We start from the raw sequence: 26,646 nt of genomic DNA, 5'->3' as shown, positions 1-26,646 counted from the left end.
ATTCTGGAAGTAAGAGGATTCTACATTCATAATTTAGGATTTATTCTGAATTTCATAATGGGGGATTAGCTCAGCTGGCTAGAGCGCTTGCCTTGCACGCAAGAGGTCATCGGTTCGACTCCGATATTCTCCACAACGGTCAATTTCAAGTAAATAGACCACAAGTTCATTGACATATTGGTAAAATGATATCGTAAGAATCAAATAGATAGAGAACAATTAGAATATTTATATTCTAATTAAATAATTTTTTTATAAAAATATAAAAGAGTTCATTATAGTATGGAAACATACTGTAGCAAAAAGTACAATAAGTTAAGTAAGGGCGTATGGCGGATGCCTAGGCTCTCAGAGACGACGAAGGACGTGATAAGCTGCGAAAAGCTACGGGGAGGGGCACATACCTTTTGATCCGTAGATATCCGAATGGGGCAACCCGGCATGTTGAAGACATGTCACCTAGCAATAGGGGTAAACCCGGTGAACTGAAACATCTAAGTAACCGGAGGAAGAGAAAACAATAGTGATTCCGTTAGTAGTGGCGAGCGAACGCGGATTAGCCCAAACCAAATTTGTTACGGCAAATTTGGGGTTGTAGGGCCACGATATTCGAAGATAAGTGAATTAGAACAGTTTGGAAAGACTGACCATAGAGGGTGATAGTCCCGTAAAAGTAAGCGAATTTAAGATAGTGGTACCCTGAGTAGTGCGGGACACGAGTAATCCTGTATGAATCCACCGGGACCATCCGGTAAGGCTAAATACTCCTGAGAGACCGATAGTGAACTAGTACCGTGAGGGAAAGGTGAAAAGAACCCTAAGTAAGGGAGTGAAATAGAACCTGAAACCGTACGCCTACAAGCGGTCGGAGCATCATTTATGGTGTGACGGCGTGCCTTTTGCATAATGAGCCTACGAGTTACTGTTTCTAGCAAGGTTAATTGATTAAGTCAAGGAGCCGTAGCGAAAGCGAGTCTGAATAGGGCGCTTTAGTTAGTAGTAGTAGACGCGAAACCGAGTGATCTACCCATGGGCAGGTTGAAGCTGTGGTAACACACAGTGGAGGACCGAACCAGTTGACGTTGAAAAGTCTTTGGATGACCTGTGGGTAGGGGTGAAAGGCCAATCAAACTCGGAAATAGCTCGTACTCCCCGAAATGCATTTAGGTGCAGCGTTGAGTAAAAGTTTTATAGAGGTAGAGCTACTGATTGGATGCGGGGGCTTCACCGCCTACCAATTCCTGACAAACTCCGAATGCTATAAAATGTTTCTCAGCAGTGAGGGCATGGGTGCTAAGGTCCATGTCCGAGAGGGAAAGAACCCAGACCATCAGCTAAGGTCCCCAAATATATGTTAAGTTGAAAAAACGAGGTGAAATTGCTTAGACAGCTAGGATGTTGGCTTGGAAGCAGCCATTCATTTAAAGAGTGCGTAACAGCTCACTAGTCGAGCGATTTCGCATGGATAATAATCGGGCATAAACATATTACCGAAGCTATGGATTAACGTTGAAAGACACGTTAGTGGTAGGGGAGCATTGTAATCAGCGTAGAAGGTGTACTGTGAGGTATGCTGGAGTGTTTACAAAAGAAAATGTAGGCATAAGTAACGATAATGGGGGCGAGAAACCCCCACACCGAAAGACTAAGGTTTCCTCAGCGATGCTAATCAGCTGAGGGTTAGTCGGGTCCTAAGGCGAATCCGAAGGGAGTAGTCGATGGATAACAGGTTAATATTCCTGTACTTCTTATAATTGCGATGGGGTGACGGAGTAATGAAAGCACCGCGAACTGACGGAATAGTTCGTTGAAACATGTAGCTATTGGCACTGTAGGTAAATCCGCAGAGTTAGGTGAAATGTGATAGTACCAAGCGTCTTCGGACAATTGGATAGTGTGCCTAAGGGCTTCCAAGAAAAACCTCTAAGCTTCAGATTATAAGAACCCGTACCGTAAACCGACACAGGTAGTTGGGATGAGAATTCTAAGGTGCTCGAGAGATTCATGGCTAAGGAACTAGGCAAAATAGACCCGTAACTTCGGGAGAAGGGTCGCCCATCTTCGGATGGGCCGCAGTGAAAAGGTCCAGGCGACTGTTTATCAAAAACACAGGGCTTTGCTAAATTGAAAGATGATGTATAAGGCCTGACACCTGCCCGGTGCTGGAAGGTTAAGTGGAGGGTTTAGCTTCGGCGAAGATCTGAAATGAAGCCCCAGTAAACGGCGGCCGTAACTATAACGGTCCTAAGGTAGCGAAATTCCTTGTCGGGTAAGTTCCGACCTGCACGAATGGTGCAACGATCTGGACACTGTCTCAGCCATGAGCTCGGTGAAATTGTAGTATCGGTGAAGATGCCGATTACCCGCAGCGGGACGAAAAGACCCCGTGAACCTTTACTATAGCTTAGTATTGGCTTTGGATAAGTAATGTGTAGGATAGGTGGGAGACATTGAAGCGGCGTCGCTAGGCGTTGTGGAGTCGTCCTTGAAATACCACCCTTTGCTTATCTAGAGTCTAACTCAGAGATGAGGACAGTGCTTGGTGGGTAGTTTGACTGGGGTGGTCGCCTCCAAAAGAGTAACGGAGGCTTCTAAAGGTACCCTCAGTACGCTTGGTAACCGTACGTAGAGTGCAATGGCATAAGGGTGCTTGACTGAGAGACATACAGGTCGATCAGGTTGGAAACAAGAGCATAGTGATCCGGTGGTTCCGCATGGAAGGGCCATCGCTCAAAGGATAAAAGGTACTCCGGGGATAACAGGCTGATCTCCCCCAAGAGCTCATATCGACGGGGGGGTTTGGCACCTCGATGTCGGCTCGTCACATCCTGGGGCTGGAGAAGGTCCCAAGGGTTGGGCTGTTCGCCCATTAAAGTGGCACGCGAGCTGGGTTCAGAACGTCGTGAGACAGTTCGGTCTCTATCTGCTGTGGGCGTTAGAAATTTGCGTGGATCTGACTCTAGTACGAGAGGACCGAGTTGGACTGACCTCTAGTGTACCTGTTGTTTCGCCAGAAGCATAGCAGGGTAGCTACGTCGGGAAGGGATAAGCGCTGAAAGCATATAAGCGCGAAACCCACCACAAGATGAGATTTCTTTAAAGGGTCGTTGGAGATTACAACGTTGATAGGTCATAGGTGTAAAGGCAGTAATGTCATAGCCAAGTGATACTAATAACCCATAGACTTATGTACGCTTCCCGCCGAAAGGCGGGAGCAGAACCTCTTTATTTATTAGACGATTTAGATATTATTTTACCATATGTTAACTTATACAGTTAAAATTATTTAGCTGAAAATTTTAGGGTGGTTATAGCATTGGGGCTCACCTCTTCCCATCTCGAACAGAGAAGTTAAGCCCAATCGCGCCGATGGTACTGCATTTATGTGGGAGAGTAGGTCGCCGCCTTTCTTTAATCTTGAATATTCAAGATCCTAAACCTCAATTCTTATGAATTGAGGTTTTTTTTGTCCTAAACTCAAAGGTTTGTTATGGGGTTGTAATCTATGTATTAGATAAAATCATCTAACTTATCATTTGATGGTAGGAAAATCTCATACGCTTGATCATACACTACTTTATATTGTTAGGTGTTTTCTTACAAAAGGGCGAAATGACACACTGGGTGTAAATATGTTAATCCGTGTCTGTACGCGTTACAAACGAGCACTAGCCTCGGAAATACTTATTGTTATTTTATTAATCTGAATTTACTTCAATTTCTTTGTTGCATTAAGTCTATGCAATTTGAGATGCTCAATCAAGTTCAGCATGACCAATTTTTATTCTTTCTTGATAATTTTTTTATGAATTTCTATGGTTTATTCTGTTAATATGTGACAATAATGTTACAAACGAGCACACCCCATACTTTAGTCTTTGTTGTTTTATGTCAATCTTAGTTTTTAAAATTATTATGATAGTTATAGTAAGTTCGTTTATATTCTAAAACAAGTTGAGGGTGACTAAGTTTAGTTTTCTATGTATCATTTTGCTCTGATTTAGTTTTGTCTAATTCCGAGTAAATGAGATAAAGGTTAAAATTAAACCATGTAAGTGCTTGTTCTAATACTTTTATGGAATATTCTTTTGCGTGAAGAATAGTAACATAAAGCAGACAGTGAGGTACGAATGAAGAATTGTAGTGGATTGCCAGACCATTTCTACCTATGGTTATAAATGATATATTTTTAAAAACTTGTACGCCTTAATTATTACATTTAATTGGATGCTTAAAGTTTAGTGTGTAGGCAGTTTTATACTTTTAGTCTTATGTTAGGGATATTTGTTATTTAAATAATTTAATGTCAAAAAAAATGAGCGTATAGTTATATAATTAACTTACGCCCATTTTTATTTTTTTATAAAACTATTCTCTATAAATTTTATCAAATAATTCTTTATAGATTTCTTTGATGATTGCACGCTTCATTTTCATTGTGGGAGTTAGATGTCCATCTTCAATTGACCATACCTCTGGTGTTAGTTCAAAACGTTTTATTTGCTCCCATTTACCAAAGTTTAAGTTACATTTATCTACTTCTTTCTGAATACGTTCAATTACAATATCCGAACTAGCTATTTCTTTGTTTGATAAACCAATGTTTAAATTTTTATGCTTAATCCATTCTTTGATAAAGTCGAAGTTTGGTTGTATAAATGCTGCCGGCATTTTTTCTCCCTCTCCTATAACCATTACCTGTTCTATAAATAAAGATTGCTTTAATTCACCCTCTAATAATGGTGGAACAACATATTTTCCTCCAGAAGTTTTAAACATCTCTTTTGTTCTACCAGTAATTTTTAAAAAACCTTCGCTATCTAGTTCTCCTTTATCACCAGTGTAAAAATATCCTCCTTTTAATACGTTTTCAGTTCTTTCTGCATCTTTGTAGTAACCCAACATTACATTTGGTCCTTTTACTAAAATTTCACCGGTTTCTGCAATCTTCACTTCTACATTATCTATTACTTTACCAACTGTACCAACTTTAAAGCCTTTATTTCTTTGGTCATTTACTGAGATTACAGGAGATGTTTCTGTTAAACCATAACCTTCCATTATTGGCATGCCTGCTGCTGCAAATACTCTTGTTAATCTTGGTTGAAGTGCCGCACTACCAGAAACCATGATTTTTAATTCTCCTCCTAATGCTGCTTGCCATTTAGAGAAAATTAATTTTCTAGCTAATTTTAACTGAGTTTCATACCACCAACCATTTACACCATATGGTTCATATTTTAAACCTAAATTTACTGCCCAAAAGAACAATCCTTTTTTTACGCCGGTTAATGCTTCTCCTTTCAAAATTATTTTGTCGTAAATTTTTTCATATAAACGAGGTACCGCAGTCATTACATTGGGTTTTATTTCTTGTGCATTTTCAGATAATTTTTCAATTGATTCTGCAAAATAAATAGAAACTCCACAATATTGATATAGGTACAAAATCATGCGTTCAAAAATATGACAAATAGGTAAAAAACTTAAACCAATAGATTTTCCATAATCAAAAGGAACACGTTTTTCTGAACTTAAAACATCACTAACTATATTTCTATGAGATAGCATTACACCTTTAGGTTTACCTGTTGTACCAGACGTATAAATTAAAGTAGCTAAATCGTCTGTGTTTACATTGTTTTTTCTTTCTTCAACAAGATTTTGAGAGCTAGTATCTTTACCGGATTCTAATATTTCATTCCAGCTTTTTTCACCTAATATATCATCAAAAGTATAAATAGCTTTTAAACTTGTTTTACTTTTTATCTTATTAATCTTTGTTAGAACTTCTATATCTGATACAAAACAGTAAATAGATTCTGAATGATTTAACACATATTCATAATCTTCTTCTGAGATAGTTGGATAAATCGGTACATTTTGGGCACCAGTTTGTAATATTCCAATATCGCATATGTTCCATTCTGTTCTATTCGTAGATGAAATTACGGCTATTTTGTCGTTTGCTTTTACACCTAAGTTTATTAATCCTCTACTAATTTGGTTTGCTTGATCAATATACTGTTGTGTTGTAATAGATTGCCAATTACCACCGACTTTAGAACTAAATGCTTTTTCTAAATTATAGGTTTCTAATTGGTAATAAGGAAAATCGAATAATCTTGTAACTTCTACTGCCATATAATCATATTATAATTGAAGTAGGCAAATTAGGTATTTTAGATTGAATTAACAAATACTTATTATAAGAGTTTATTATTAAGAATAATTTAATTTTGATAGTACTATATATCTAAAATACTAAATAATAGATTGTTTGTTTATGAGTATTGTATTCTACTTATTACGGTTTATATATTCTTCAGGGTGAATCTATCCTGGTAATATTGATAATATTTTATTGTATAAAAAAAAGCTAGCTTTTATAAAAAAAAAGCTAGCTGAATACGGTTTTGGTTAGCCCCCTAATTCCAACCTCTTCCATTATGGGTGCAATTTATAATTTATTGTAGAAATTAAAGCAGGTATAAATACCTATTTTGTGTTTTATAATGATTTATTGATGTTTTTACCCTTTATTTAGGTGTATTTCGAATCTATTTCATAGCCAAATTTCATGTTTTTTATGTTGAAACTACTAGATAATTTCATGTGTTTAAATTTTGATATGTCGTCAAAGACAGAATTATTAAAACTGATATTATTAAAATTTATATATTTAAAGGTGCTATTACTTTTAAAAGTACTTGCTGATAAGTCTGTTTATTTTCATAGTTCTAATTTCACCAACTAGTTTTTTGTTAGAGTTTTTTAAGTCTTGTTTTACAATTAAGTAATCTTGTTTAATATAATTTTTAAAATAGTTTGAGGTAAATAATTTAAAACCTTTAGAAAAGTGAGATTCATCATAATAATCATACATATAAAATAAGTCTTTCAAATCTATCTGATCTTTTTCATATTTTATCATTAAGTTAAAAAAACATTTTATTTTAATATATTTTCCAGGTATTATACCTACATTTTTTTTAAGCTAAATTCTTTCTAATTATTTTTTGACTAATAAGTATAAATTTGACTAAATTTTTAATGACTGGTTTCTGTTATTCTATGGAGAATCACATTTATATATTAAGTTGTTATTACTCTCTTTTAGTTTGTTTTAGAATTAATTAAAAGATTTTAAAATGTTTTTAGCTATTTTTAGTTAGATGTATTCTTAAATTATTAAAAAAAGAATAAATATTTTATGAACTTTTAAATGCCTAAATAAATTATTTGAAATTTTTATTATAATGCTTTTAAATAAGAAAGCTTACACAAGTAATTTAAGTATTTTTGCAGCTTATAAATTTAATAGATTTTATGATTAAAAAGCACGTAAAACAGCTTTCATTTAGTTTAATATTATTAAGCCATTTAGGTTTTTTAGCAGCAATATTATATGAAAAACAACAGAACATTTATGTTTCTGTATTTGTTGTTTTGGTCATTGTATTACTTTTAATTAGATATAAAAAAACATCATTAAAAGCTAAAAATCATGATTTAGAACATGTGTTAACTGTTGCATTTGTTTTTTTTGGAGCAATTATTACATATGTTTTAAGTGTTTCATTTAAATTAAGCAGTGTTTTAGCAGCAAGTTTAGTTGGTTTGGTTGTTAGCTTTGTTCCTTCATTTTTTAAAAAGGATAATTTTATAAAAGGTATGCCTACTGCAGTTTATTGCGGAGCTTTTGTTGGAATGACAAATGTTGATATTGCACCAGATTATATATTTATAGCACTAGCAAGTGTTATAACTGGTTTTTTGTTAGTTGGTACAAAAGATGCTTTTCATGGTTTTGGTGGTAAATTAGGAACCTTAGCTTTTGGAGGTGTTACCCTTGCTTTTTTTATCACTTTTATAATTTCTAGATGGCTATAGATAACCTTATATTGTTAATAGTAGGAGGACTTTCTTCTGTAGTTACATTCCTTTTACAAGTAAAATTTAAACAAGGTCCGGTTAGGTCATCTTCTTTAGTTGGTGTTTTAGTAGGAGTGTTTGTTTTAGTGTTTCCTAATTTATTGTCAGCTTACTTAACAGAAAATTTGCCACTAGTTTGTTTTGGAGCTTCTTTTATAGGTATGGTATCCTCTAAAATTATGTCAGATTATTTGTTAATAGGTTTCTCAGGAGTCGTTTTTACACTTATATATTTTAATACAAGTAACTTTTTTAATGGCTTTGGTGGTGGTTTGGGCTCTGCAGCTTGTATTGCTCTATTAGTTACTTTAAGTATTCCTGTATTAAAGAAAAAAAGAAAATTAAGCAACGGATTTTTGTTATTAAGAAGGCAAATGCGCTCTAGAATGAAAAAGAAAAACTACAAATAAATAGATTAAAAAAAGCAGCTTTTAGGTGGTTCTAAAAACTGCTTTTATATATGATACACTAAATTGAATAGAACTTTTAATGAGATTTATAATGATGTTCTTTCGGTTTTCTTTCTCTAAAAGTACCCGCAAAAAGTAGTCCACCAATAATAGCCATTAATATAAAAGTAACTTCTTCAAATAAGTTTGCAGAAGCAGTAATAGATGGATTGAAAAATGAATTACTTAGTCCCATAAAAGATTTACTACCAGGAACTAGCATGATAATTCCTTGTGTTAAGTAAACAGATTTTGGTGTTTTAGAAATTCTACCAAATATACGGCTGATACCAACAACTGTTAAAGTACCAATAAAAGTACTTACCAATATTCCTAAACCAGACGATAAAAAAACGGTTATAAAAAAGGCAAAAATACCTGTTAAAATTCCAAAAAACATATCCTTTTTTCGCACTTGAAAAATGGGTAAAGTACATATAGAAAATATTGGTATTGCGCAAAAAATTGTCCATTGTGGCATATTAGATTCATAATGAGTTAAATCAATATCAAGTAAAGAAGTCATTAAGCCTAAGCCTAATATTACACCAAAAAATTGTTTAAATAAAACAACCATTGCATCAAAGAGTTTTGCGCCACCAGCAACCAAACTCTTAGAGGTTATTTCCTCTAATGCGGTTGTAATAGCCAACCCTGGAATAAAGATAATTATAGAAGCTAATATGGTTAAACCTAAATTAAAATCAGGGAAAATAAATGTTAATAGGCAAGCAAAAATAGTTACCACTAAAGCACATAAAGATTCTAAAACACTTTCTACATATTTAGATTTGTTTGCTAAATAAACAAATAGATAAGTAAGAGAACCTAAAAGTATTGAAAAAGCAAAAGAGATCCAATTGGTACCAATCATTAAGCTAAAAGAACCAGCAGCAAAGGCATAGGCTAAAGTTAAAATAAAATGATTTACCTCTTTTGTTTTTGCATGAATAATCTTTAATTCTTTGTCTATTTCATCCACTTCCATCCCTGAATCAATAACCTTATTGGTCAATTCATCAATTCTAGAAAAAGCACCTAAATTTAAAGATCCTGGGGGAATGCATTCAACATAATTATAAGAGTTCTTTTCATCATAAAAAACATAATTTACCCAAGTAGGTAAATCCATAAAACTCCCTGTAATGCCTTTTGTTTTGGCAACTTGTGTTAAATATGATTGAATTTTATAAGAAGGAATACCGTATATGTGTAACGCTTTTCCTATTTCAACTATAAATTGATATTTTTTTGGAACTCTCATTTTTATTAATTAGATAGGGTTGTTATTTTCTATTTTTAGAGCCAAAAAAAGGGCTTTAAAAAAGCCCTTTTGATCTACTTTTTTAAATAAATTATTTTGTTAACCAGTTTTTAGCATTTACAAATGCTTCTAACCAAGGCGTAGCTTCATCTTTTCTATTTGTTGGGTAATTGGCCCAGTTCCATTGAAAAGTAGAACGCTCAATATGAGGCATTGTTACTAAATGTCTTCCAGACTTGTCACATAGCATTGCTGTGTTAAAATCAGATCCATTTGGGTTATTCGGGTATCCTGCGTAACCATATTTGGCAACAATATTATAGTTTTCTTCAGATTCTGGTAAGTTAAATTTACCTTCTCCATGAGAAATCCAAACACCTAATTCTGTTCCTGCTAAACTAGATAACATTACAGAATTGTTTTCCTGAATTTTCACAGATGTAAAAGAACTTTCATGCTTCTGAGAATCATTATGACCTAATTTCCCATGAACTTTATGTTCTGGGTTAATCAATTCTAATTCCATCCATAATTGTGCACCATTACAAATACCAACAGACAACGTATCTTCTCTTTTAAAGAAGTTTTTTAAAGCAGTATTTGCTTTTTCGTTGTATTTAAATGCTCCTGCCCAACCTTTAGCAGAACCTAAAACATCAGAATTAGAGAAACCACCAACAGCACCAATAAACTGAATGTCTTCTAATGTTTCACGACCAGAAATTAAATCTGTCATGTGTACATCTTTAACATCAAAACCAGCTAAATACATTGCATTTGCCATTTCACGTTCAGAATTAGAACCTTTTTCACGAATGATAGCAGCTTTTGGTTTGTCTTTTCCTATTACAGGTAATTTACCTGTAAAATTCTCTGGGAATTTATATGTTAAAGGTTGATTTTTATAATTATCAAAGCGATCTTGAGCTAAATTATTAGCGGTTTGTTTTTGATCTAATAAGAAAGAAGTTCTATACCAAACATCTCTCATTTCAGTAACATCAAAAGAGAAATTATCTTCGTTGTTTTTAATAGTAACTGTTCCTGAATTATTTGCTGCTCCAATATTAAAAAATTCAATATTATTTTCTGATAAAATCGTTTCTACAGAAGCATCTGCTTGAAAAACAATTCCTGAGTTTTCTGAAAATAATACTTTTATAGCATCTTCTTCATTTAAAGAAGAGATGTTAAAATCTGCACCTAAATTTACATCAGCAAAACACATTTCTAATAAAGTAGTAATTAAACCACCAGAAGCAACATCGTGTCCTGCAGTAATTTTATCAGCCTTAATTAAATCTTGAATAGTGTTAAAAACAGTTTTTACATACGCTACATCTGTAACATCTGGCGTTTCGTTTCCAATTGCATTTAATGTTTGGTTAAATGAGCTTCCACCTAATTTAAATTCGTCTTGAGAAATATTGATATAATAGATGTTTCCTCCATCAACATGTAAAAGAGGCTCTACAACTTTAGTAATCGCATTACAGTTACCTGCTGCAGAAATAATTACAGTTCCTGGAGCAATTACTTCTCCATCAGTATATTTTTGTTTCATTGATAAAGAATCTTTCCCTGTAGGAACATTGATTCCTAAACCTATAGAAAATTCTGAAACGGCTTTTACAGCTTTGTATAAACGAGCGTCTTCACCTTCATTTTTACAAGGCCACATCCAATTTGCAGACAATGAAACACTTTTTAAATTGTCTTTTAATGGTGCCCAAATTAAGTTGGTTAAAGATTCTGTAATTGCATTTCTAGAACCAGCTTCTGGACTAATCAACGCAGAAATAGGAGAGTGCCCAATACTTGTAGCAACACCTTCTTTTCCTTTATAATCTAATGCCATTACACCAACGTTGTTCAACGGAATTTGTAATGGTCCAACACATTGTTGTTTGGCTACTTTACCACCAACACAACGATCTACTTTATTTGTTAACCAATCTTTACAAGCAACAGCTTCTAACTGTAAAACTTGTTTTAAATAGATTTCTAAATTCTTCGTTTTATAACGAGGGTTTTTATATTTTCTAATAACAGTTTTATCTGTTAAAACAGTTTTTGGAGAAGAACCAAACATGTCTTCTAAGGCTAAGTCCATTGGTTTTACACCTGTAGATTTAGATTCGAAAGTAAAACGATCATCACCAGTAACTACACCAACATCGTAAATAGGAGAACGTTCTCTATCTGCAATTTTATGTAAAGTTTCTAAATGTTTATCAGCAATTACTAATCCCATTCTTTCTTGAGATTCGTTACCAATAATTTCTTTTGCTGATAGCGTAGGATCTCCAACAGGTAAAGCATCTAAATCTATTTTACCACCTGTATCTTCTACCAATTCTGATAAACAATTTAAATGTCCACCAGCTCCATGATCGTGAATAGAAACAATAAAGTTTTCATCGCTTTCTACCATTCCACGAACTGCATTTGCAGCACGTTTTTGCATTTCCGGATTCGAACGTTGTACTGCGTTTAGTTCAATTCCTGAAGCAAACTCACCGGTATCTGCAGAAGAAACTGCAGCTCCGCCCATTCCAATTCTGTAGTTTTCACCACCAAGAATTACAATTTTATCGCCTTCTTTTGGCGTGTCTTTTAAAGCTTGGTCTGCTTTTCCGTATCCAATTCCACCAGCTTGCATAATTACTTTATCGAAACCAAGTTTTCTTGCAGGAGAATCACTTACAGAAGAATTTTCTTGGTGTTCAAAAGTTAAAACAGAACCTGTAATTAAAGGTTGACCAAATTTGTTTCCAAAATCTGATGCTCCGTTAGATGCTTTTATTAAAATATCCATAGGAGTTTGGTATAACCAATCTCTTGCTTCAAATTTATTTTCCCAATATCTTGTATTCTTAATTGAATCTATAGACGCTTCTAAACGAGAATACGAAGTCATATAAACAGCTGTTCCGGCTAAAGGTAAAGAACCTTTTCCACCAGCCAATCTATCTCTAATTTCTCCTCCAGAACCAGTTGCTGCTCCGTTAAAAGGCTCAACTGTTGTTGGGAAATTGTGTGTTTCTGCTTTTAATGAAATTACAGATTCAAAATCTTTAGTTTGATAAAAATCTGGTTTATCCGCCGTTTTAGGCGCAAATTGTTCCACTTTAGGTCCTTTTACAAAAGCCACGTTATCTTTGTACGCAGAAACAATATCATTCGGAAATTGTTTAGAGGTTTCTTTTATCATATTGAATAGGGAAGTAGGTTGTTCTTCTCCATCAATAACAAATGTTCCGCCAAATATTTTATGACGACAGTGTTCTGAGTTTACTTGGCTAAAACCAAAGACTTCAGAATCTGTTAATTTTCTACCTATTTTAGTAGCAACACTTTCTAAGTATTCAACTTCTTCATCACTTAAAGACAATCCTTCTTGTGCATTGTAAGCAGCAATATCTTCGATGTCTAAAATTGCTTCTGGTTTAATTTCAATTGTAAATGAATCTTGATGTAAACCATTGAATTTTTCAGAAATCATTGGATCAAAATCAGAAAAATCTTCTGTAGATGCAGTAAATTCTTCTATTCTAATGATGTCAGAAATCCCCATATTCTGAGTAATCTCAACAGCATTGGTACTCCAAGGCGTAATCATTGCGGCTCTTGGTCCAACAAAAAATGCATCTATTGTTGTTTCTTCTATTTTTGGTTGATCGGCAAATAACCAAGTCAATTTAGAAATAGTTTCTGTAGTTAATTTTTCTGTTGTTTGAACAGCGAATACTTTGCTGTTTATATTTCCAAAGAAATGAATCATTATTATGTTTTATTTGGGTGTTGTTGTAAAAATGCAAATTTACTTTTTTTCAACTTAATTCTAATGAATTAATTCAGTGAAATTTAAGAGTAATTTACGTAGTTATAAAACATAAAAAAAAGGCGCCTTTTTTTACAAAGACGCCTTTTTCTATAAATCTAAATGTAAGCTTAATTTTTTATCAATTTTTTAGAAATAGATTGGTTGTCAGAATTTATTTTCACTAAGTATATTCCTTTGCTAAGAATAGAAACATCCATACTATTATTGTTTGTATTTACATTTAGTGTTTTAATTAATTTTCCTAAAACATTGTAAACCTTAACCTCTGCACTTTCTGTTAATTTAAAATACACTTTATTGCCGTCTGCTGGATTTGGGTACATTTTAAAAGAGTTAAATAGATTTTCTTCTGTACTTAAAGTAGAATAGCATGTCCAAGTTAAATCGTCTATGATTACACGTTCACCTTCAGAGCTAGATTCATTTAGAACAACAGTTACATCTCCAGAAATATTAATATCTGAAATTGTTGTTGTTTGAATTTCATCACCATAAGGTAATGTACCTACTATATTTCCGTTCACTAAAACATTTAATGTACCAGAACCTCCAGAAAAAGCACGTAAAGTTGAAGCTGTTAAACTTCCTATTCCGCCTGCAAATGTAGATGAAGTAAGTGAACCCGTTTTACTGTCTCTAACATCAAAAGTAATTGCTCTACCATTTAATTCTTGATCTGTTCTAGCTAAAGTAGCAGTCCATTCTAAGCCATTATCACCTGTCCAAGTTCTGGTAGAATATGAGCTACTGTTAGTTGGTATCAATTCAAAAGTTTCTTCACCACAAGATGTTCCTGTATTTTCTGTTCCTGTTATAGCTTGTGTTATAGCTGATTGTTCAGAAGCATTTCCTGCAATATCTTTTGCAGAAATAGTTACATTATAAGTTGTTGATGCAGTTAAACCTGTAACCTGGTATTCTGTATTTTGTACTGTTTCTTTTAAAGATCCATCTATAAAAATATCATAACTAGCTACACCAGAATTATCTGTTGAAGCTGTCCAGTTTATTTTAAAACCAGAACTTATTTGATTAGAAATAGTAATATCTGTAGGTACAGATGGAGGTGTTACATCTGTTAATGTGGTAGCATTTTCAGCTACAGATTGAGCCGATTTATTATTTGCAATATCTTTAGCTAAAACAGTAATACTATAAGATGTATTTGGTGCTAAACTAGTTAAAGTGTATGTTGTACTTGCTGTGTTACCTTGTAATACCGCATTTGCATAAACTTCATATTTTGTTACTGCTTCATTATCTGTAGAAGCTGTCCAAGTTACATCTATAGTTGAAGTTGTAATATTGCTAAGAGAAACATCTGTAGGTACTGTAGGAGCTTCTGTGTCTGGAGTTAAATAGATTCCCCAAGAATCTAAAGCATTATCTCCTCCCCAAATTCTTGTAGCTAAGTAAGCATTGTCTATAAAAGGGTTTCTATTTCCTTGTGCATAAGTTTCATTAGAATCATGGTAGGTATTTCTTTGTCTTTCAAAATCTGATACAGGATCTTCTACATTCCACTCTAAGAATAAATCGATCATTTCATCATCTGGACCAACAAGGTTTCCAATACCAACACCAGTAGGTTTACATTGGTCACCATAGCGAATGTACATATACATCATCATTCTAGCAACATCTCCTTTCCATTCATCACCAGGATACCATCCTCCAGAAACTGGACCAGCATTTCCAGAACCATCTGCAAATTTTAGACTCCCCCTTTGACCATTAAAACCAACATCAGATGGACGTAAATGATGTGCATCTGCACCAGGTCCAGCAGTACCTAGATTAGGCGTTCCTAAAGACTTTGCATAGGTGTGTTCTCTATTCCAGTCATTAGAACCGCCTCCGTTTTCATAGATACCTCTTGTTCTAGCAGTTGTGCCAGATGTAGAATAACCATAAATTAATAATACTTCTTGGTCATTTTCTGGGTTTACATCTGTTGCTTGTAAAGCTGGCCAACCATAAGATAGTATGTTTGTATGAGCAGTTATTGTTTTATTAGCTAGTTCTTCTTTTAAATCTAGTTCATATTTTGTTAAATCTACATCGTCATAATAAGATTCTGCTTGAGCATTTATTAAGAATGAAGAGAATAGTAAAAGTATAAGTAATGTTTTTTTCATGTGTCTTATGTTTTATTGAGTTTGAAAATAATTTAATTTTTAATCAATTTTTTAGTGATAAATTGTTTGTCAGAATTAATTTTAAGTAAGTAAACACCCTTAGATAAATCTGATATATCAATTTTATTTTTACTTTGAGTAACATTAACAGATTTTGTTAATTTTCCTAAAACAGTATAGATATGAATCGTAGCGTCTTCTGTAACACTAAAATAGATGCTATTTCCATCTGTTGGGTTTGGAAACATTTTAAAAGTTTTAAATGTATTTTTAGAAGTACTCAAAGTAGAAGTAAAACTACCCAAACCGTCTGCAGTATTTGCAGGAAAAGGTGTCCATTCTCCTTGTAAATCAAAAGTTGTATTTGGTGCACTGATATCGCCATTTCTTCTTAATGTTTTGTTTGCTGCAAAATTAGCGCCGTTACCAAATTCTCCTATAATATCTATTAATATGTTATCTTTAAATAAACCAATGGCGTCATTACCTGTAAAGTTTACAGGTTGCCCCCAGTTCGTTTCTTCAATAACTGGTTGTACCAAATCTACCTGACCAATGGTATTTGTTTCTGAATAAGTTTGTAATTCTGGAATAGAGTTCTTTCCATTTCCAATTACAAAAACATCTCCGGGAACAATATTTTTAACAGTTCCGCTATCTAATGCTAGTGGAGATACCCATTCGCCAGTATCATTTCTATCTAGTTTTATTACATAACCAGATAAACTTACTGTACCTCCAGTTAAATTAACAATTTCTAATGCTTTGTTTGTTCCTCCGTCTCCTTCAAAATATTCAGAGAAAAATAATTCTGAAGCAGAGCCACCAGATGCTCCATCTGTTGTAGTTGCATTTATGGCAGTACTTTGTGCCGATTTATTATCATCTTTATCTTTTGCTAAAACCGTAATACTATAAGTAGTAGATGTTGCTAAACCAATAACAGCATAAGTAGTTGTAGTAGAAGTTTCTTTAAAGTTTACATCAATAAAAATATCATAACCGGCTACTTCGTTGTTATCTGAAGATGCAGACCAGTTTATATTAAAAGAACTATCTGTTATGTCTGTAATGTTTACGTTTGTAGGGATTGATGGTGCTGTAGTATCTGCTAAGGTTGTACCGACCACTTCATTACTTGCTTCAGATTTGTTAATTAAATCTTTAGCAATTACTTTAAAATTATAAGTTGTATTTGTTTCTAAACCTGTAATAGAGGCAGAGGTAGCTGTTGTTGTTTGTTTTGTTAAAACATTATTAACATACACTTGGTATTGTGCAACGCCAATATTATCTGTAGAAGCAGTCCAAGAAATATCTATAGAAGTTAAGGTTTGGTTGCTTAAAGTAACATTAGTTGGCGCAGTAGGAGCTTCTGTGTCACTACTTGTATAAATTCCCCAAGTATCTTCAGCATTATCTCCTCCCCAAATTCTAGTAGCTAAAAACGGATTGTCTATAAATGGATTTCTATTTCCTTGAGCGTACGTATTAGAAGTATTTTCGTGATACGTGTTTCTCCTTTTTTCAATACCTGAAACGGGATCTTCTCTATTCCATTTTAAGAATAAATCAATCATTTCATCTGGTGTAAATTGAGTATCACCAACCCCAACATTTGTTGGTAAACATTGGCTGCCATAACGAAGATACATGTACATTATAATTCTAGAAACATCTCCTTTCCATTCGTCTCCAGGATACCAGCCTCTTGTGTCTGCTCCATCAGGACCATTGTAAGTAATAGAAGAACGTCCTGAGTTTCCACTACCTAGTGCAAATTTGTAGTTGTTTCTTTCTGAGTTTCTATTTTTGTCTGCGGGTCTTAAATTATGGGCATCTGTTCCTGCACCTGGGTTGTCTGTAATTAAACTTGGGTTAGCAAGCGATTTAGAGAATACGTGTTCTCTATTCCATACAAAAGTAGCACCTGTACCAGCATCTTGCAAAGAATTATCTCTAGTTTTGTCATTAGTAATATCGCTGTCAGTACCATCTTCCCAACCGTAAATTAAAACAACATTGTCTGGTTCTGCGGTATCTAGATCTGTAATTTTAGAAGCTTCCCAAACACCAGGTGTATAGGTTAACATATTAGAATGTGTACTAATAATTTTTGCAGCTAAGGCGTCTTTTAAAGCAATACCAGTTAGTTGTAAATTTACATCATCGTAATAATCTTCTTGAGAAAAAGATATAAAAGATGTAATTGTTAAAATAAAAAGAAGTAGTTTTTTTACCATATAAAATGAAATTAAGTTAAAAAATAAATACTTTCTTTTTCAGCAATTTAAGGGTTACATCAGCAATAAATATAACCCTTTGTTGTATTATTTTCTTTCTAAAAGTGCCATATAAAATCCGTCGAAACCAGAAATATGCGCTAACACTTTTTTATCAGACACAAAGGTAAAATCTTTTCCTGCATCTGATGTTAAGAAATGATTAACTTGCTCTTGGTTTTCTGATGGTAATACAGAACACGTAGCGTACACCATTTTTCCACCTGGTTTGACCATTGTAGAGTATTGTTGTAAAACGTCTTGTTGAATTTTTTTAATATTTTCTATAAATTCTGGTTGTAATTTCCATTTAGAATCTGGGTTTCTACGAATAACACCTAAACCAGAACAAGGAGCATCAATTAAAACTCTGTCTGCTTTACCTTGTAATTTTTTAATAGGTTTTGTAGAATCTATAACACGCATATCAATATTGTGTGCTTTGTTTCTCTTTGCTCTCACTTTTAATTTACGCAATTTACTTTCGTAAATATCCATGGCAATAATTTGACCTTTATTTTCCATTAAAGCAGATAAATGTAAAGTTTTACCTCCAGCACCTGCACAAGTATCAATAACTTTCATACCTGGTTTTACGTCTAAATAGGCAGCAACAAGTTGCGATGAAGCATCTTGAACTTCAAAATAACCACTATGAAAAGCTTCCGTTTTAAAAACATTAGCTCTTTCTGGTAAAATTAAAGCATCAGGGTGATTTGGTACAAATTCTGTATTTACGCCTTCTGCTTTTAATTTTTTCTGAAGAACTCCTCTAGTAATATTTAAAGTATTGGTTCTTAAAATTACACTTGCTTGTACATTTAAAGCTGCAATTTCTTTTGTCCAAACTTCTTCACCTAATTCTTTAGCACACATTTCATCCATCCAATCTGGAATAGATTCTCTATATTTTCGAGTTCTAGATAATTCTGCAAAACGTCCTTTAATTCTTCTTTCTGGTACATCACCAATTTGGTTCCAATCTGGTAAAGCAATTCCTCTTAGAATACACCATACAGAGAACAACCTCCAAATATTATCTCTGTCATACGGAGCTTTTACTTCTGCAATTTCGCTATATAAACGATTCCAACGAACAATGTCGTATATGGTTTCTGCTACAAATTTACGGTCTCTTGCTCCCCAACGTTTATCTCGTTTTAAAGCTTTTTCTACTGCTTTATCAGCATAAACACCTTCATTAAATATATCTCTTATGCTGTCAATAACTGCAAAAGTTAAGTTTCTGTGTAATCTCATTATTTCTTTTGAATATAAGGCACAAATGTACAAAATCTGCCTTACGAATCATTAGTTTTGATTCATTTTTAACGTTAGATACGTTTTAATAAGGTTTAGTATTATTTATAGAGTTTTGTGTATTCTTTTATTATTGATAATTGTTATCATAAATGAATCTGTTTTAAATAAAAAAAAGGAAAGTTAAATCGATATCTATTTAACTTTCCTTTGTTCTAAGCAATTATTTAATGATTAATTTTTTAGCACTTTTTATGGTATATATACCATATGAAACGGCTATGATAATTAGTGTTAAAACGCCAGTATCGATTTCTAGACCTGGAGGTGGTGGAGGAGGATTGATTGGGGGAGTTTGGATGAGTACAATCATGAGTTGAGTTAGGTTGTTTAGTTATTGGTTGTGTGTCATTTATTTATCAAAATAGAACTTTCTTATCTATGATGCCTTTATCTGTATTTAACCTTACGATGTAAATACCCGTTGGTATTTGATTATTAATTGCTAATTGGTAAGAGTTTTTTTAGTTCTTTAATTTCCCCAAAAATTGGTTTTTTTACCAAGGATATTATATAATTCTACTTTATATAAAGTTACTTCTGGTTTTTTAGAAATAATTACGTTTTGATTCTTGAATAGAAACTGCTATTTGACTATGTAATAATAAATCATCAGTATTTTTATACTCAAATCCTAATTTAATAATTGGTAATAATTCTGGAGTGCTTGTTGTTTTTAATTTATTAGTCCTGTAATCTTTTTTAACGAATTTTCTATTGTATTTAAAATAGGAACGCTTTCTTCACACAGTAAAGAGGCTGTTTTTATAGGTGTTATGTTCGCATAAGTTTGTGGAATGAACAACAATGATAGGGTTAAGGTTAAAAACAAAATTTCTTTTTTGTTTGTGAAGTATTCAGTTTTAAAAAAATCAGGTACTTGAAAAATTAATTCTAATAGGTTTTTATCTTTATTCATTTTTTGGGGGATTAAATTAAATAAACATTGTCTAAATATAATAAAATAATGTTTATTCTGGTTGATTGTTTGGGTATAAATCATTAGATATTATTTAATTATTGTATATTTTTTAAAAAAGATAGATTTTATTGAGAATTTAATAATAAGAATGTCAAGAATAGCTGTTACATATATTCTTAATCTGTACTGTGTGTATTTTAAGAGTTAATTATTTATTTCAAAGGAAATTTTAAACAAAAAAAAGCTGAATAATGTTATCATTATTCAGCTTTAATTAATAAACTTTATTCTTTTAACTCTTATTCTATAACTACTTTTTTACTTGTAATCCCCTTATTAGTGTCCATTTTTACAATATAAACACCAGTTGGTAATTGTTTGTAGATGTCTAGTTGGTAATCACTTTTTTGTTCTTTAATATCCCAAAGAATTACTTTTTTACCAAGAATATTAAATAACGCTATGTTATTAATTTCTACATCATTGTTCTTAGAAATTACAATTTGGTTATTTTTATTGTCGGCATATACATTTGTATAGGTAGACAATAGCTCGTTTTCAATACTAAGTACAGCATCTTGTGCAGTGATAAATGCTAAAACAAATCTATCTGTGTAAGTACCTTTTTTTAATTGATACGTAGCACTAGCGTCATTTATTTTTTGTGTTTTACCTGTTAATTTGTCTTTTATATATATATCTTGATTGATGTTTTCTATTTCATCGATATTTATTGTAATTACACTATTTTGGTTCACAACAACTTCTAAAGGAACTTCTAATTCATTTGAAATTTGTTGTACACCAGCAATAACGTAGCTACTAGTGTTGTTAGGAAATTTCCAATAGAAGTCCGTTGGGTTAATATCATACATTTCAGAATCATATCCTTTTTCATACTCAAACGAGTTTGTTTGGTTAAAAGAAATACCTATTTGGCGATGTAAATTGTTTCCTAATGTATTAGAATAATTCATACCCAACTTTAAGATTGGTAAGCCTAAGTTTGATGACTTTTCTGTTGTTTTCTTTTCACTTTTAAAGAATACAGATTCTCCGGATTCTTTTGTTATGTATTCTCTTTGGCTATTGTTAAAAACAATTTTTCCGTTTGTTGTATTCCCTTCAATGAAAAAACCTTGTCCAACAGCAATATACGGTTCTGGAGTCTTGTATTTATCTGCGTATTCTTCGCCACCTGTACTCGGAGCACAAGATATTTGTCCGTCTTCATCTTTAAAAACTATTTTGTCAACAAAAATACTATGGCCATCAGTACTAGAAGTCAATGTAACATTACTACCAGCTTCCATGCATAAAGCAATTTTAAGCTCTTTATATAATAGACCAGTGTTAGGGAATGTAATTTCTCCTCTGTCTACATTGTTAATTTTAATTTTTAATGTTTTATCATAAAAAGATGCGTAGGTTATTCTTAATGAATCTACACCTCTAGAAATATTAGGAAACGTAATATGGTCTTCATTATTTAAAGAAACTACAGAGAAACCTATCATTGGTATTGATATTTCAAATCCATCTCCTTCAAGAGCATCTTCTGCTTCTAAAGTATAATTTACGGGTTCATTTTGGCTAGTAGCGTTTGCTGCAGTACCCATTGTTTTATTTTGAGTAGCGTAACCACCAATATAACCTGCAAAATTATGCCCTGCAGTTCCTTCATCCTCATCTTCTCCTACATGTTGCCAAAAGTATAAGGTACCTGTTATAGAATCTTCGTTATCTTCTATAAATTTTCTAGCATTCATTGCAGAAGGAAAAGGATTACCAATTAAATAAGATTGCCCTGGGTTTATTTCATTAATAGTATTAAACTCACCATCATTTGGTGTCCCTACAAATGTGTAGTTTTGTTCTTGTCCTGGTCCTTTAAATATGTAACCATCTCCTTTATTTATAGCTCCGTCTTTATATTTATGCTCCCAATTAGATCTACCGTTACTACCTGCAGCATATGTATATACCCAATAATCTGCTAAAGAAATATCAGTACCATTTACTGCACCATCATATCCAGAAACATAAGTAATTTCTTTTGGTGAGTTGGTTGTTGTTCCGTTTCTAAGAACAGTTTCTAAAGTATAGGTACTCTCTCCTAAAGTAGTTACTGGAGAACTCATATAGTTGTAACGATATATACTAGGTACTTCAGATTTTTGATCAACAAAAAGTAAACCAGAACCCGATACTGTACTTAAACTTGTATGGGTTTGTACTAGTTGAGAAGTACCAGATAAACGTATGTTTCCGTTTAATTCGATATCATTAGTAACTACTAATAGATTATTTGTTACTAATAATTCTTTAGAAGTATCTATTTTTAGTTTTCTAGCACTTAATCTATCTGTTGTATGGTTGTAATCTTCATCTATTATAACATAACGAGATCTGTCTGGAAAACCATTATCCCAAGTTCCATCTAAATTTCTAGTAGTTTCTTTAATTCTGTGTAAACCAAGTAATGTGTTTGCATCGGTATTAGAACTTAGTATTTCTGATATTAATAAGTCTTGCGGATGTCTTCTTTGGATAATATCTGTAGATATAACACTATTTACTACATCATAAGTAGCTATTACATCATCTATAAATACTACCCATTCAGCAGCGTCATAATCTTTATTAGTACTAGTCGTTTCATCTATTCTTACAAATGAAGTTTTGTTGGTAATATTTGAAACAATATCATATCTATTTGCCCATGAATAAGTTCCTGAAGCAGCTGAAAGTGTAATGATATCATTAGTTGTGTCATCTAAATCTGTTAACTCATTATTTGTAATTATTGTAGCTGTTGCATTTACATGAGAAACTGTATTTACTGAGTTTTTAAACAATACAGATTCGCCTACTTTTAATACTGAGTCTACAATATCAGAGACATCTGGTGTAACACCTGTTTGATCGCCTGTAGTATCCCTATATAATTGAATTTTAATAGTATTAGCAGGGATATCTGTAGTTCCTATATTTGTAATTTCAATCCATTTTTCTATGCCAAATTGATATACTTGTGTTATCATAACATCTGCAGCTTCTGGTGCATCTCTATAATCAAGATCACCAGTAGTTGGATTAGTAGGGGAGAAGTCATTGTCTTCATCACCAAAAGAATTTTCTAATGTTATTAGGTTTATTATAGTGTTATCTGGGTTTAAACCATCATTTACTGTAGCTCCAATAATACTAGAATCATCATTGTCATCGAAGTTGTCATCTAAACCATCATTATCTACATCATTTCCGCTTAGGATATTGTCTGTATCTCCATTTTCAAAAATATCTGGAATACCATCATTATCTGTGTCTGTATCTAAGTAATCTGGAGCATCTATACCATCTGTGTTTGTTGGTGTAAGACCAATTGTAGTACCGTTTTCATAAGTGTCATCTACACCATTTTTGTTGATATCTGTTATTTGGCTACCAACTCCGCTTGTTGCAATATAATCTGCAGTAGTTTGTGCTTCTACATTATCTGGTATACCATCATTATCTGCATCAATATCTAAATGATTTAAAATACCATCATTATCTGCATCACCTTTAGGGTATGAGTTCGGGGTTCCGTTTCCATCAGTATCTTCTCCTGTTAATATTAAAACATTGTCTTTGTCTTCTGAAACACCATCTTGCCCAATATCTCCATCAACAGTATCATTAAAACCATCGTTGTCAGTGTCTACAAAGTCATCAGCTAAACCATCACCGTTTGCATCTTTACCTCCGGCTTCTATAACATCTGGAATACCATCGTTGTCAGAATCTAAGTCTTGAGTATTTGGTATTCCATCACCATCTGTATCTAGGTTTGCAATAGCGATTCCTCCATTATTTACATCATAACGATCATCTAAACCGTTACCATCTGAATCATTTACTAAGGTACCGTCAGTATTTATATCATCTACTTTACCATTTCCATCAGTATCTACTCCTCCAGCTTCTACTAAATCTGATATACCGTCGTTATCTGAATCTAAATCTAAAGAATTAGGAATACCATCATTGTCTGTATCTGCACAGTTATTAGCAAAAATAGTTACAAGATCTAAAGCAGCTCCTATACCAGAAGATCCGCCTGTAGGAGGTGTTGCCTGAAATTCTATTGTTGTTTCTGTGTCATTGGCAACAAAAGCAGTGCTATAACGATACCATTTTTTAGGACCAATAATTCCGTTTACAGTTCCTTCTGCTATGCTACTTAAAGTTTTGTTGAAAATACTTACGTTAGAGGTGTTTTTAATGTTTAAATCTAAAGTAACTTCTTGTCCTATAGAATGGCCAATATCTTCTCCCCAATAAAAACTAAGGGTATATGTTGTACCAGGAATTGTAGTAATAGTTTGTGAAAGTATGTTACTAACTCCACCAGCGCTTTTATCGTTGTTACCAAGAACATCTAAATATTGTTTACCGTCATACGCATCTGCAAAGATATTAGTAGACCAACTTGGAGATTGACCACCAACCCAACCATCTAGGTTTTGAGTGTAATTCCATCCTTTTAGTGCATTTGTATTAAATGTAGTTCCTATAAATGTACCAGATGCATCTGTGTAACCATTAGGGAATTCTGTAACACTAGAAAAATCTTGAAGTTCGAAACTTCCGTTTATAATTAAATTTCCACAACCTTCATCAGTATCTAAAATACCATCATTATCATCATCTAAATCAATACTGTCTATAACACCATCTTTATCTGTATCTATACAAGACGCGGTTCCAGAAATTGTAATTGTTAAATTACAATTAGCATCATTTATATCTGTAACAGTTACTGTTTTGTCTAAACCATCTGCACCGTTTGTAATTATAAAAACGGTATCGGTATTGTAGATTCCTGTAGTAGCAGTTGTACCTGATATTACATAAGAAGCACCTATGTTATTTCCTTTTAAATTTAATGTAAATTGTAAATCGTTTTCATTAATACAACTACCTATTAAGGTATCTGGCTCAGTTAAAGAACAAGGTATTGTTCCGTCTAAGTTAGCACAAGTTTCTTCTGTATCTTTTGGGTTTTTACAATCTGTACCCGTACAGTTATAGGTTACAGTACTGTCTATAGTTCCGTTTTGAATTGGAGTACCACTAAAAGAATATGAGAAATCTAAATTAGGACCAACTTTACCTGAAATAGGGGATTGGCTACCAATTTTTATATAACCAGTTTTAGATTCTGATGTTAATGGACCAGTAACGTCTCCACCACCTTGTATTTTTCCACCAATATCAGCGTAACCTTCATTATAAAGTTCTCCTGTTAAATTGATATCTCCTTTTACATATAATTTTCCATAATTTCTAAAAATAGCAGATGATACACCTAAAGATAAAGCTCCATCCGTAATATTAAAAGTACCTGTATTAACAACAAGTCCATTATTATTAAATGCTTGTTTTGATGTAAGTACACCACAGTTAACAAAAGTAATATTAGCACCAATTTGAGAGTTATTTGTAATAACCATTTCATTTTGATTTCTAATTTGACTAAGACCTACAGAAGATGCATTCATTTCTGTACCAATAATTACTTTACCAAGGTTATCAAATTCATTTTCAGTAGCGCCTCCAAACTGCAATGATTTACTGATGTTTATTGTACCTTCATTATAAATATTATTTTTAGCACCATTAAAACTAATTGTATTTAAAGCGGTAAGTGATCCTTTACTACCTATTTCTATGTTTACATTAGCACTCAACTGTGGATTTTGATCGAAAATTAATTCACCGTTTTGTATTATAAAAGAAACATTTCCTGTTGAGGTTGCATTGGCTACTTTTAATGTGCTACCATCAGAAATACAAATTACTGCGCCATCGTTAAATTTTGCACCACTTCCGTTACTAACGCTAATATTACCTACAACACGGGTAACACCAGACGAAAAGGTATAACCATTACTTTGGTTACTGTTTAAAGTGTAATCATAAGTATCACATTGTGCATTTGTATTGGAAATTGAAGATAATGCAACTACTAAAAATAATAATAAAGAAGATTTTAATTTAAAAGAAATTAATTTTTGAAATAATTTTCTTTTTTTTAGGGGGTTAATCATGTAGTAAATTTTAAAAGATATAATAGTTGCTCTTAATTAAGCACCTCTTATATGACCTACATAAGTTAAATAAGTCACATTTAAGTTTTTATTCATAAATTAAAAAGTGGATTATCTGTTAAATTATTACTTATTTCTAGTTATTTCTTATAGTTTCTTCTTTTTACCATGTAAATATTTGTTATATGTTTAAATAAAAAATATTTCATTTTTTTTTTTAAAATTGCATATTTATGCTTTACTAAGTTGGTTTTAACTTAGTAAAGTATTCGTGTAACAAAAAAAAAGCTGAATAACGATTTTGTTATTCAGCTTTAATTAATAGTATTCTATTGAGTTTATTTTACTCTATAACCACTTTTTTATTAGTTTCACCTTTATTGGTTTTCATTTT

At 32.6% G+C, this 26,646-nt stretch carries 14 protein-coding genes, 1 tRNA gene and 2 rRNA genes; 6 read left to right on the top strand and 11 right to left on the bottom strand.

Annotation, left to right across the window (positions count from 1 at the left end; genetic code table 11):
• Positions 1–59: 59 nt before the first annotated feature.
• From H0I29_RS17990 to rrf, 3 genes are all read left to right on the top strand, one after another.
• Positions 60–133: transfer RNA gene (locus tag H0I29_RS17990), tRNA-Ala, on the top strand.
• Between the two features lie 175 nt (positions 134–308).
• Positions 309–3,193, top strand: a 23S ribosomal RNA gene (locus H0I29_RS17985).
• 107 nt (positions 3,194–3,300) lie between these two features.
• A 5S ribosomal RNA gene (gene rrf / locus H0I29_RS17980) occupies positions 3,301–3,410 on the top strand.
• A 958-nt stretch (positions 3,411–4,368) separates the two neighbouring features.
• Here the strand turns inward: rrf and H0I29_RS17975 are convergent.
• Positions 4,369–6,144: a long-chain fatty acid--CoA ligase gene (locus H0I29_RS17975; protein WP_218753865.1), complete on the bottom strand. Its 1,776-nt coding sequence runs from the start codon at positions 6,142–6,144 to the stop codon at positions 4,369–4,371.
• Positions 6,145–6,700: 556 nt separating this feature from the next.
• Complete coding sequence (locus tag H0I29_RS17970; RefSeq protein WP_218753863.1) at positions 6,701–6,934, bottom strand: hypothetical protein; 234 nt, start codon at positions 6,932–6,934, stop codon at positions 6,701–6,703.
• A gap of 395 nt (positions 6,935–7,329) precedes the next feature.
• Between H0I29_RS17970 and H0I29_RS17965 the strand changes: the two genes are divergently transcribed.
• The gene (locus tag H0I29_RS17965; protein ID WP_218730883.1) at positions 7,330–7,893 is read left to right on the top strand and encodes a hypothetical protein; all 564 of its coding nucleotides are present in this window, start codon (positions 7,330–7,332) and stop codon (positions 7,891–7,893) included.
• The gene (locus tag H0I29_RS17960; RefSeq protein ID WP_218730882.1) at positions 7,884–8,345 is read left to right on the top strand and encodes a hypothetical protein; all 462 of its coding nucleotides are present in this window, start codon (positions 7,884–7,886) and stop codon (positions 8,343–8,345) included. The genes H0I29_RS17965 and H0I29_RS17960 overlap by 10 nt, the downstream gene beginning before the upstream one ends.
• A gap of 76 nt (positions 8,346–8,421) precedes the next feature.
• Here the strand turns inward: H0I29_RS17960 and H0I29_RS17955 are convergent, their stop codons facing one another.
• The 5 genes from H0I29_RS17955 to H0I29_RS17935 form a co-directional block, all read right to left on the bottom strand.
• Positions 8,422–9,648, bottom strand: coding sequence for a threonine/serine exporter ThrE family protein (locus tag H0I29_RS17955; RefSeq protein ID WP_218730881.1), 1,227 nt, complete (start codon positions 9,646–9,648; stop codon positions 8,422–8,424).
• A gap of 91 nt (positions 9,649–9,739) precedes the next feature.
• The gene (gene purL, locus H0I29_RS17950) at positions 9,740–13,432 is read right to left on the bottom strand and encodes a phosphoribosylformylglycinamidine synthase (RefSeq protein WP_218753861.1); all 3,693 of its coding nucleotides are present in this window, start codon (positions 13,430–13,432) and stop codon (positions 9,740–9,742) included.
• A gap of 170 nt (positions 13,433–13,602) precedes the next feature.
• Positions 13,603–15,633 (bottom strand): endonuclease, encoded by a 2,031-nt coding sequence (locus H0I29_RS17945; RefSeq protein WP_218753859.1) that lies wholly within the window; start codon positions 15,631–15,633, stop codon positions 13,603–13,605.
• A gap of 32 nt (positions 15,634–15,665) precedes the next feature.
• On the bottom strand, positions 15,666–17,876 hold the full coding sequence (locus H0I29_RS17940) for an endonuclease (protein WP_218753857.1): 2,211 nt from the start codon (positions 17,874–17,876) through the stop codon (positions 15,666–15,668).
• A gap of 87 nt (positions 17,877–17,963) precedes the next feature.
• On the bottom strand, positions 17,964–19,175 hold the full coding sequence (locus H0I29_RS17935) for an RsmB/NOP family class I SAM-dependent RNA methyltransferase (protein WP_218753855.1): 1,212 nt from the start codon (positions 19,173–19,175) through the stop codon (positions 17,964–17,966).
• 230 nt (positions 19,176–19,405) lie between these two features.
• On the opposite strand from H0I29_RS17935, the gene H0I29_RS17930 reads away from it, so the two are divergent.
• A complete protein-coding gene (locus H0I29_RS17930) occupies positions 19,406–19,555 on the top strand; it encodes a hypothetical protein (protein ID WP_218730876.1) in 150 nt (49 codons plus the stop codon).
• Between the two features lie 39 nt (positions 19,556–19,594).
• Here the strand turns inward: H0I29_RS17930 and H0I29_RS18515 are convergent, their stop codons facing one another.
• From H0I29_RS18515 to H0I29_RS18510, 4 genes are all read right to left on the bottom strand, one after another.
• Positions 19,595–19,648, bottom strand: coding sequence for a hypothetical protein (locus tag H0I29_RS18515; protein ID WP_368384637.1), 54 nt, complete (start codon positions 19,646–19,648; stop codon positions 19,595–19,597).
• Positions 19,649–19,911: 263 nt separating this feature from the next.
• The gene (locus H0I29_RS17920) at positions 19,912–20,154 is read right to left on the bottom strand and encodes a hypothetical protein (protein WP_218730875.1); all 243 of its coding nucleotides are present in this window, start codon (positions 20,152–20,154) and stop codon (positions 19,912–19,914) included.
• Between the two features lie 302 nt (positions 20,155–20,456).
• Positions 20,457–26,252 (bottom strand): T9SS type A sorting domain-containing protein, encoded by a 5,796-nt coding sequence (locus H0I29_RS17915; RefSeq protein ID WP_218753853.1) that lies wholly within the window; start codon positions 26,250–26,252, stop codon positions 20,457–20,459.
• Positions 26,253–26,595: 343 nt separating this feature from the next.
• Positions 26,596–26,643 carry a hypothetical protein gene (locus H0I29_RS18510; protein WP_368384636.1) on the bottom strand — a complete coding sequence of 16 codons (48 nt, stop codon included), beginning with the start codon at positions 26,641–26,643 and terminating at the stop codon, positions 26,596–26,598.
• Positions 26,644–26,646 lie beyond the last annotated feature (3 nt).

It is taken from the genome of Polaribacter sp. R2A056_3_33, assembly GCF_019278485.1.
Classification (GTDB): domain Bacteria; phylum Bacteroidota; class Bacteroidia; order Flavobacteriales; family Flavobacteriaceae; genus Polaribacter.
Note: the sequence above shows the minus strand (reverse complement) of the source record. Positions and strands in the feature narration are given on the sequence as shown.

What these genes read in the sequence shown, in the direction of transcription:
- purL (WP_218753861.1), bottom strand. Translation starts at nt 13,432, where the DNA reads ATGATTCATTTCTTTGGAAATATAAACAGCAAAGTATTCGCTGTTCAA.
- H0I29_RS17930 (WP_218730876.1), top strand. Translation starts at nt 19,406, where the DNA reads ATGATTAATTTTTTAGCACTTTTTATGGTATATATACCATATGAAACG.
- H0I29_RS17970 (WP_218753863.1), bottom strand. Translation starts at nt 6,934, where the DNA reads ATGATAAAATATGAAAAAGATCAGATAGATTTGAAAGACTTATTTTAT.
- H0I29_RS17960 (WP_218730882.1), top strand. Translation starts at nt 7,884, where the DNA reads ATGGCTATAGATAACCTTATATTGTTAATAGTAGGAGGACTTTCTTCT.
- H0I29_RS17945 (WP_218753859.1), bottom strand. Translation starts at nt 15,633, where the DNA reads ATGAAAAAAACATTACTTATACTTTTACTATTCTCTTCATTCTTAATA.
- H0I29_RS17955 (WP_218730881.1), bottom strand. Translation starts at nt 9,648, where the DNA reads ATGAGAGTTCCAAAAAAATATCAATTTATAGTTGAAATAGGAAAAGCG.
- H0I29_RS17940 (WP_218753857.1), bottom strand. Translation starts at nt 17,876, where the DNA reads ATGGTAAAAAAACTACTTCTTTTTATTTTAACAATTACATCTTTTATA.
- H0I29_RS17965 (WP_218730883.1), top strand. Translation starts at nt 7,330, where the DNA reads ATGATTAAAAAGCACGTAAAACAGCTTTCATTTAGTTTAATATTATTA.
- H0I29_RS17975 (WP_218753865.1), bottom strand. Translation starts at nt 6,144, where the DNA reads ATGGCAGTAGAAGTTACAAGATTATTCGATTTTCCTTATTACCAATTA.
- H0I29_RS17935 (WP_218753855.1), bottom strand. Translation starts at nt 19,175, where the DNA reads ATGAGATTACACAGAAACTTAACTTTTGCAGTTATTGACAGCATAAGA.
- H0I29_RS17915 (WP_218753853.1), bottom strand. Translation starts at nt 26,252, where the DNA reads ATGATTAACCCCCTAAAAAAAAGAAAATTATTTCAAAAATTAATTTCT.
- H0I29_RS17920 (WP_218730875.1), bottom strand. Translation starts at nt 20,154, where the DNA reads ATGAATAAAGATAAAAACCTATTAGAATTAATTTTTCAAGTACCTGAT.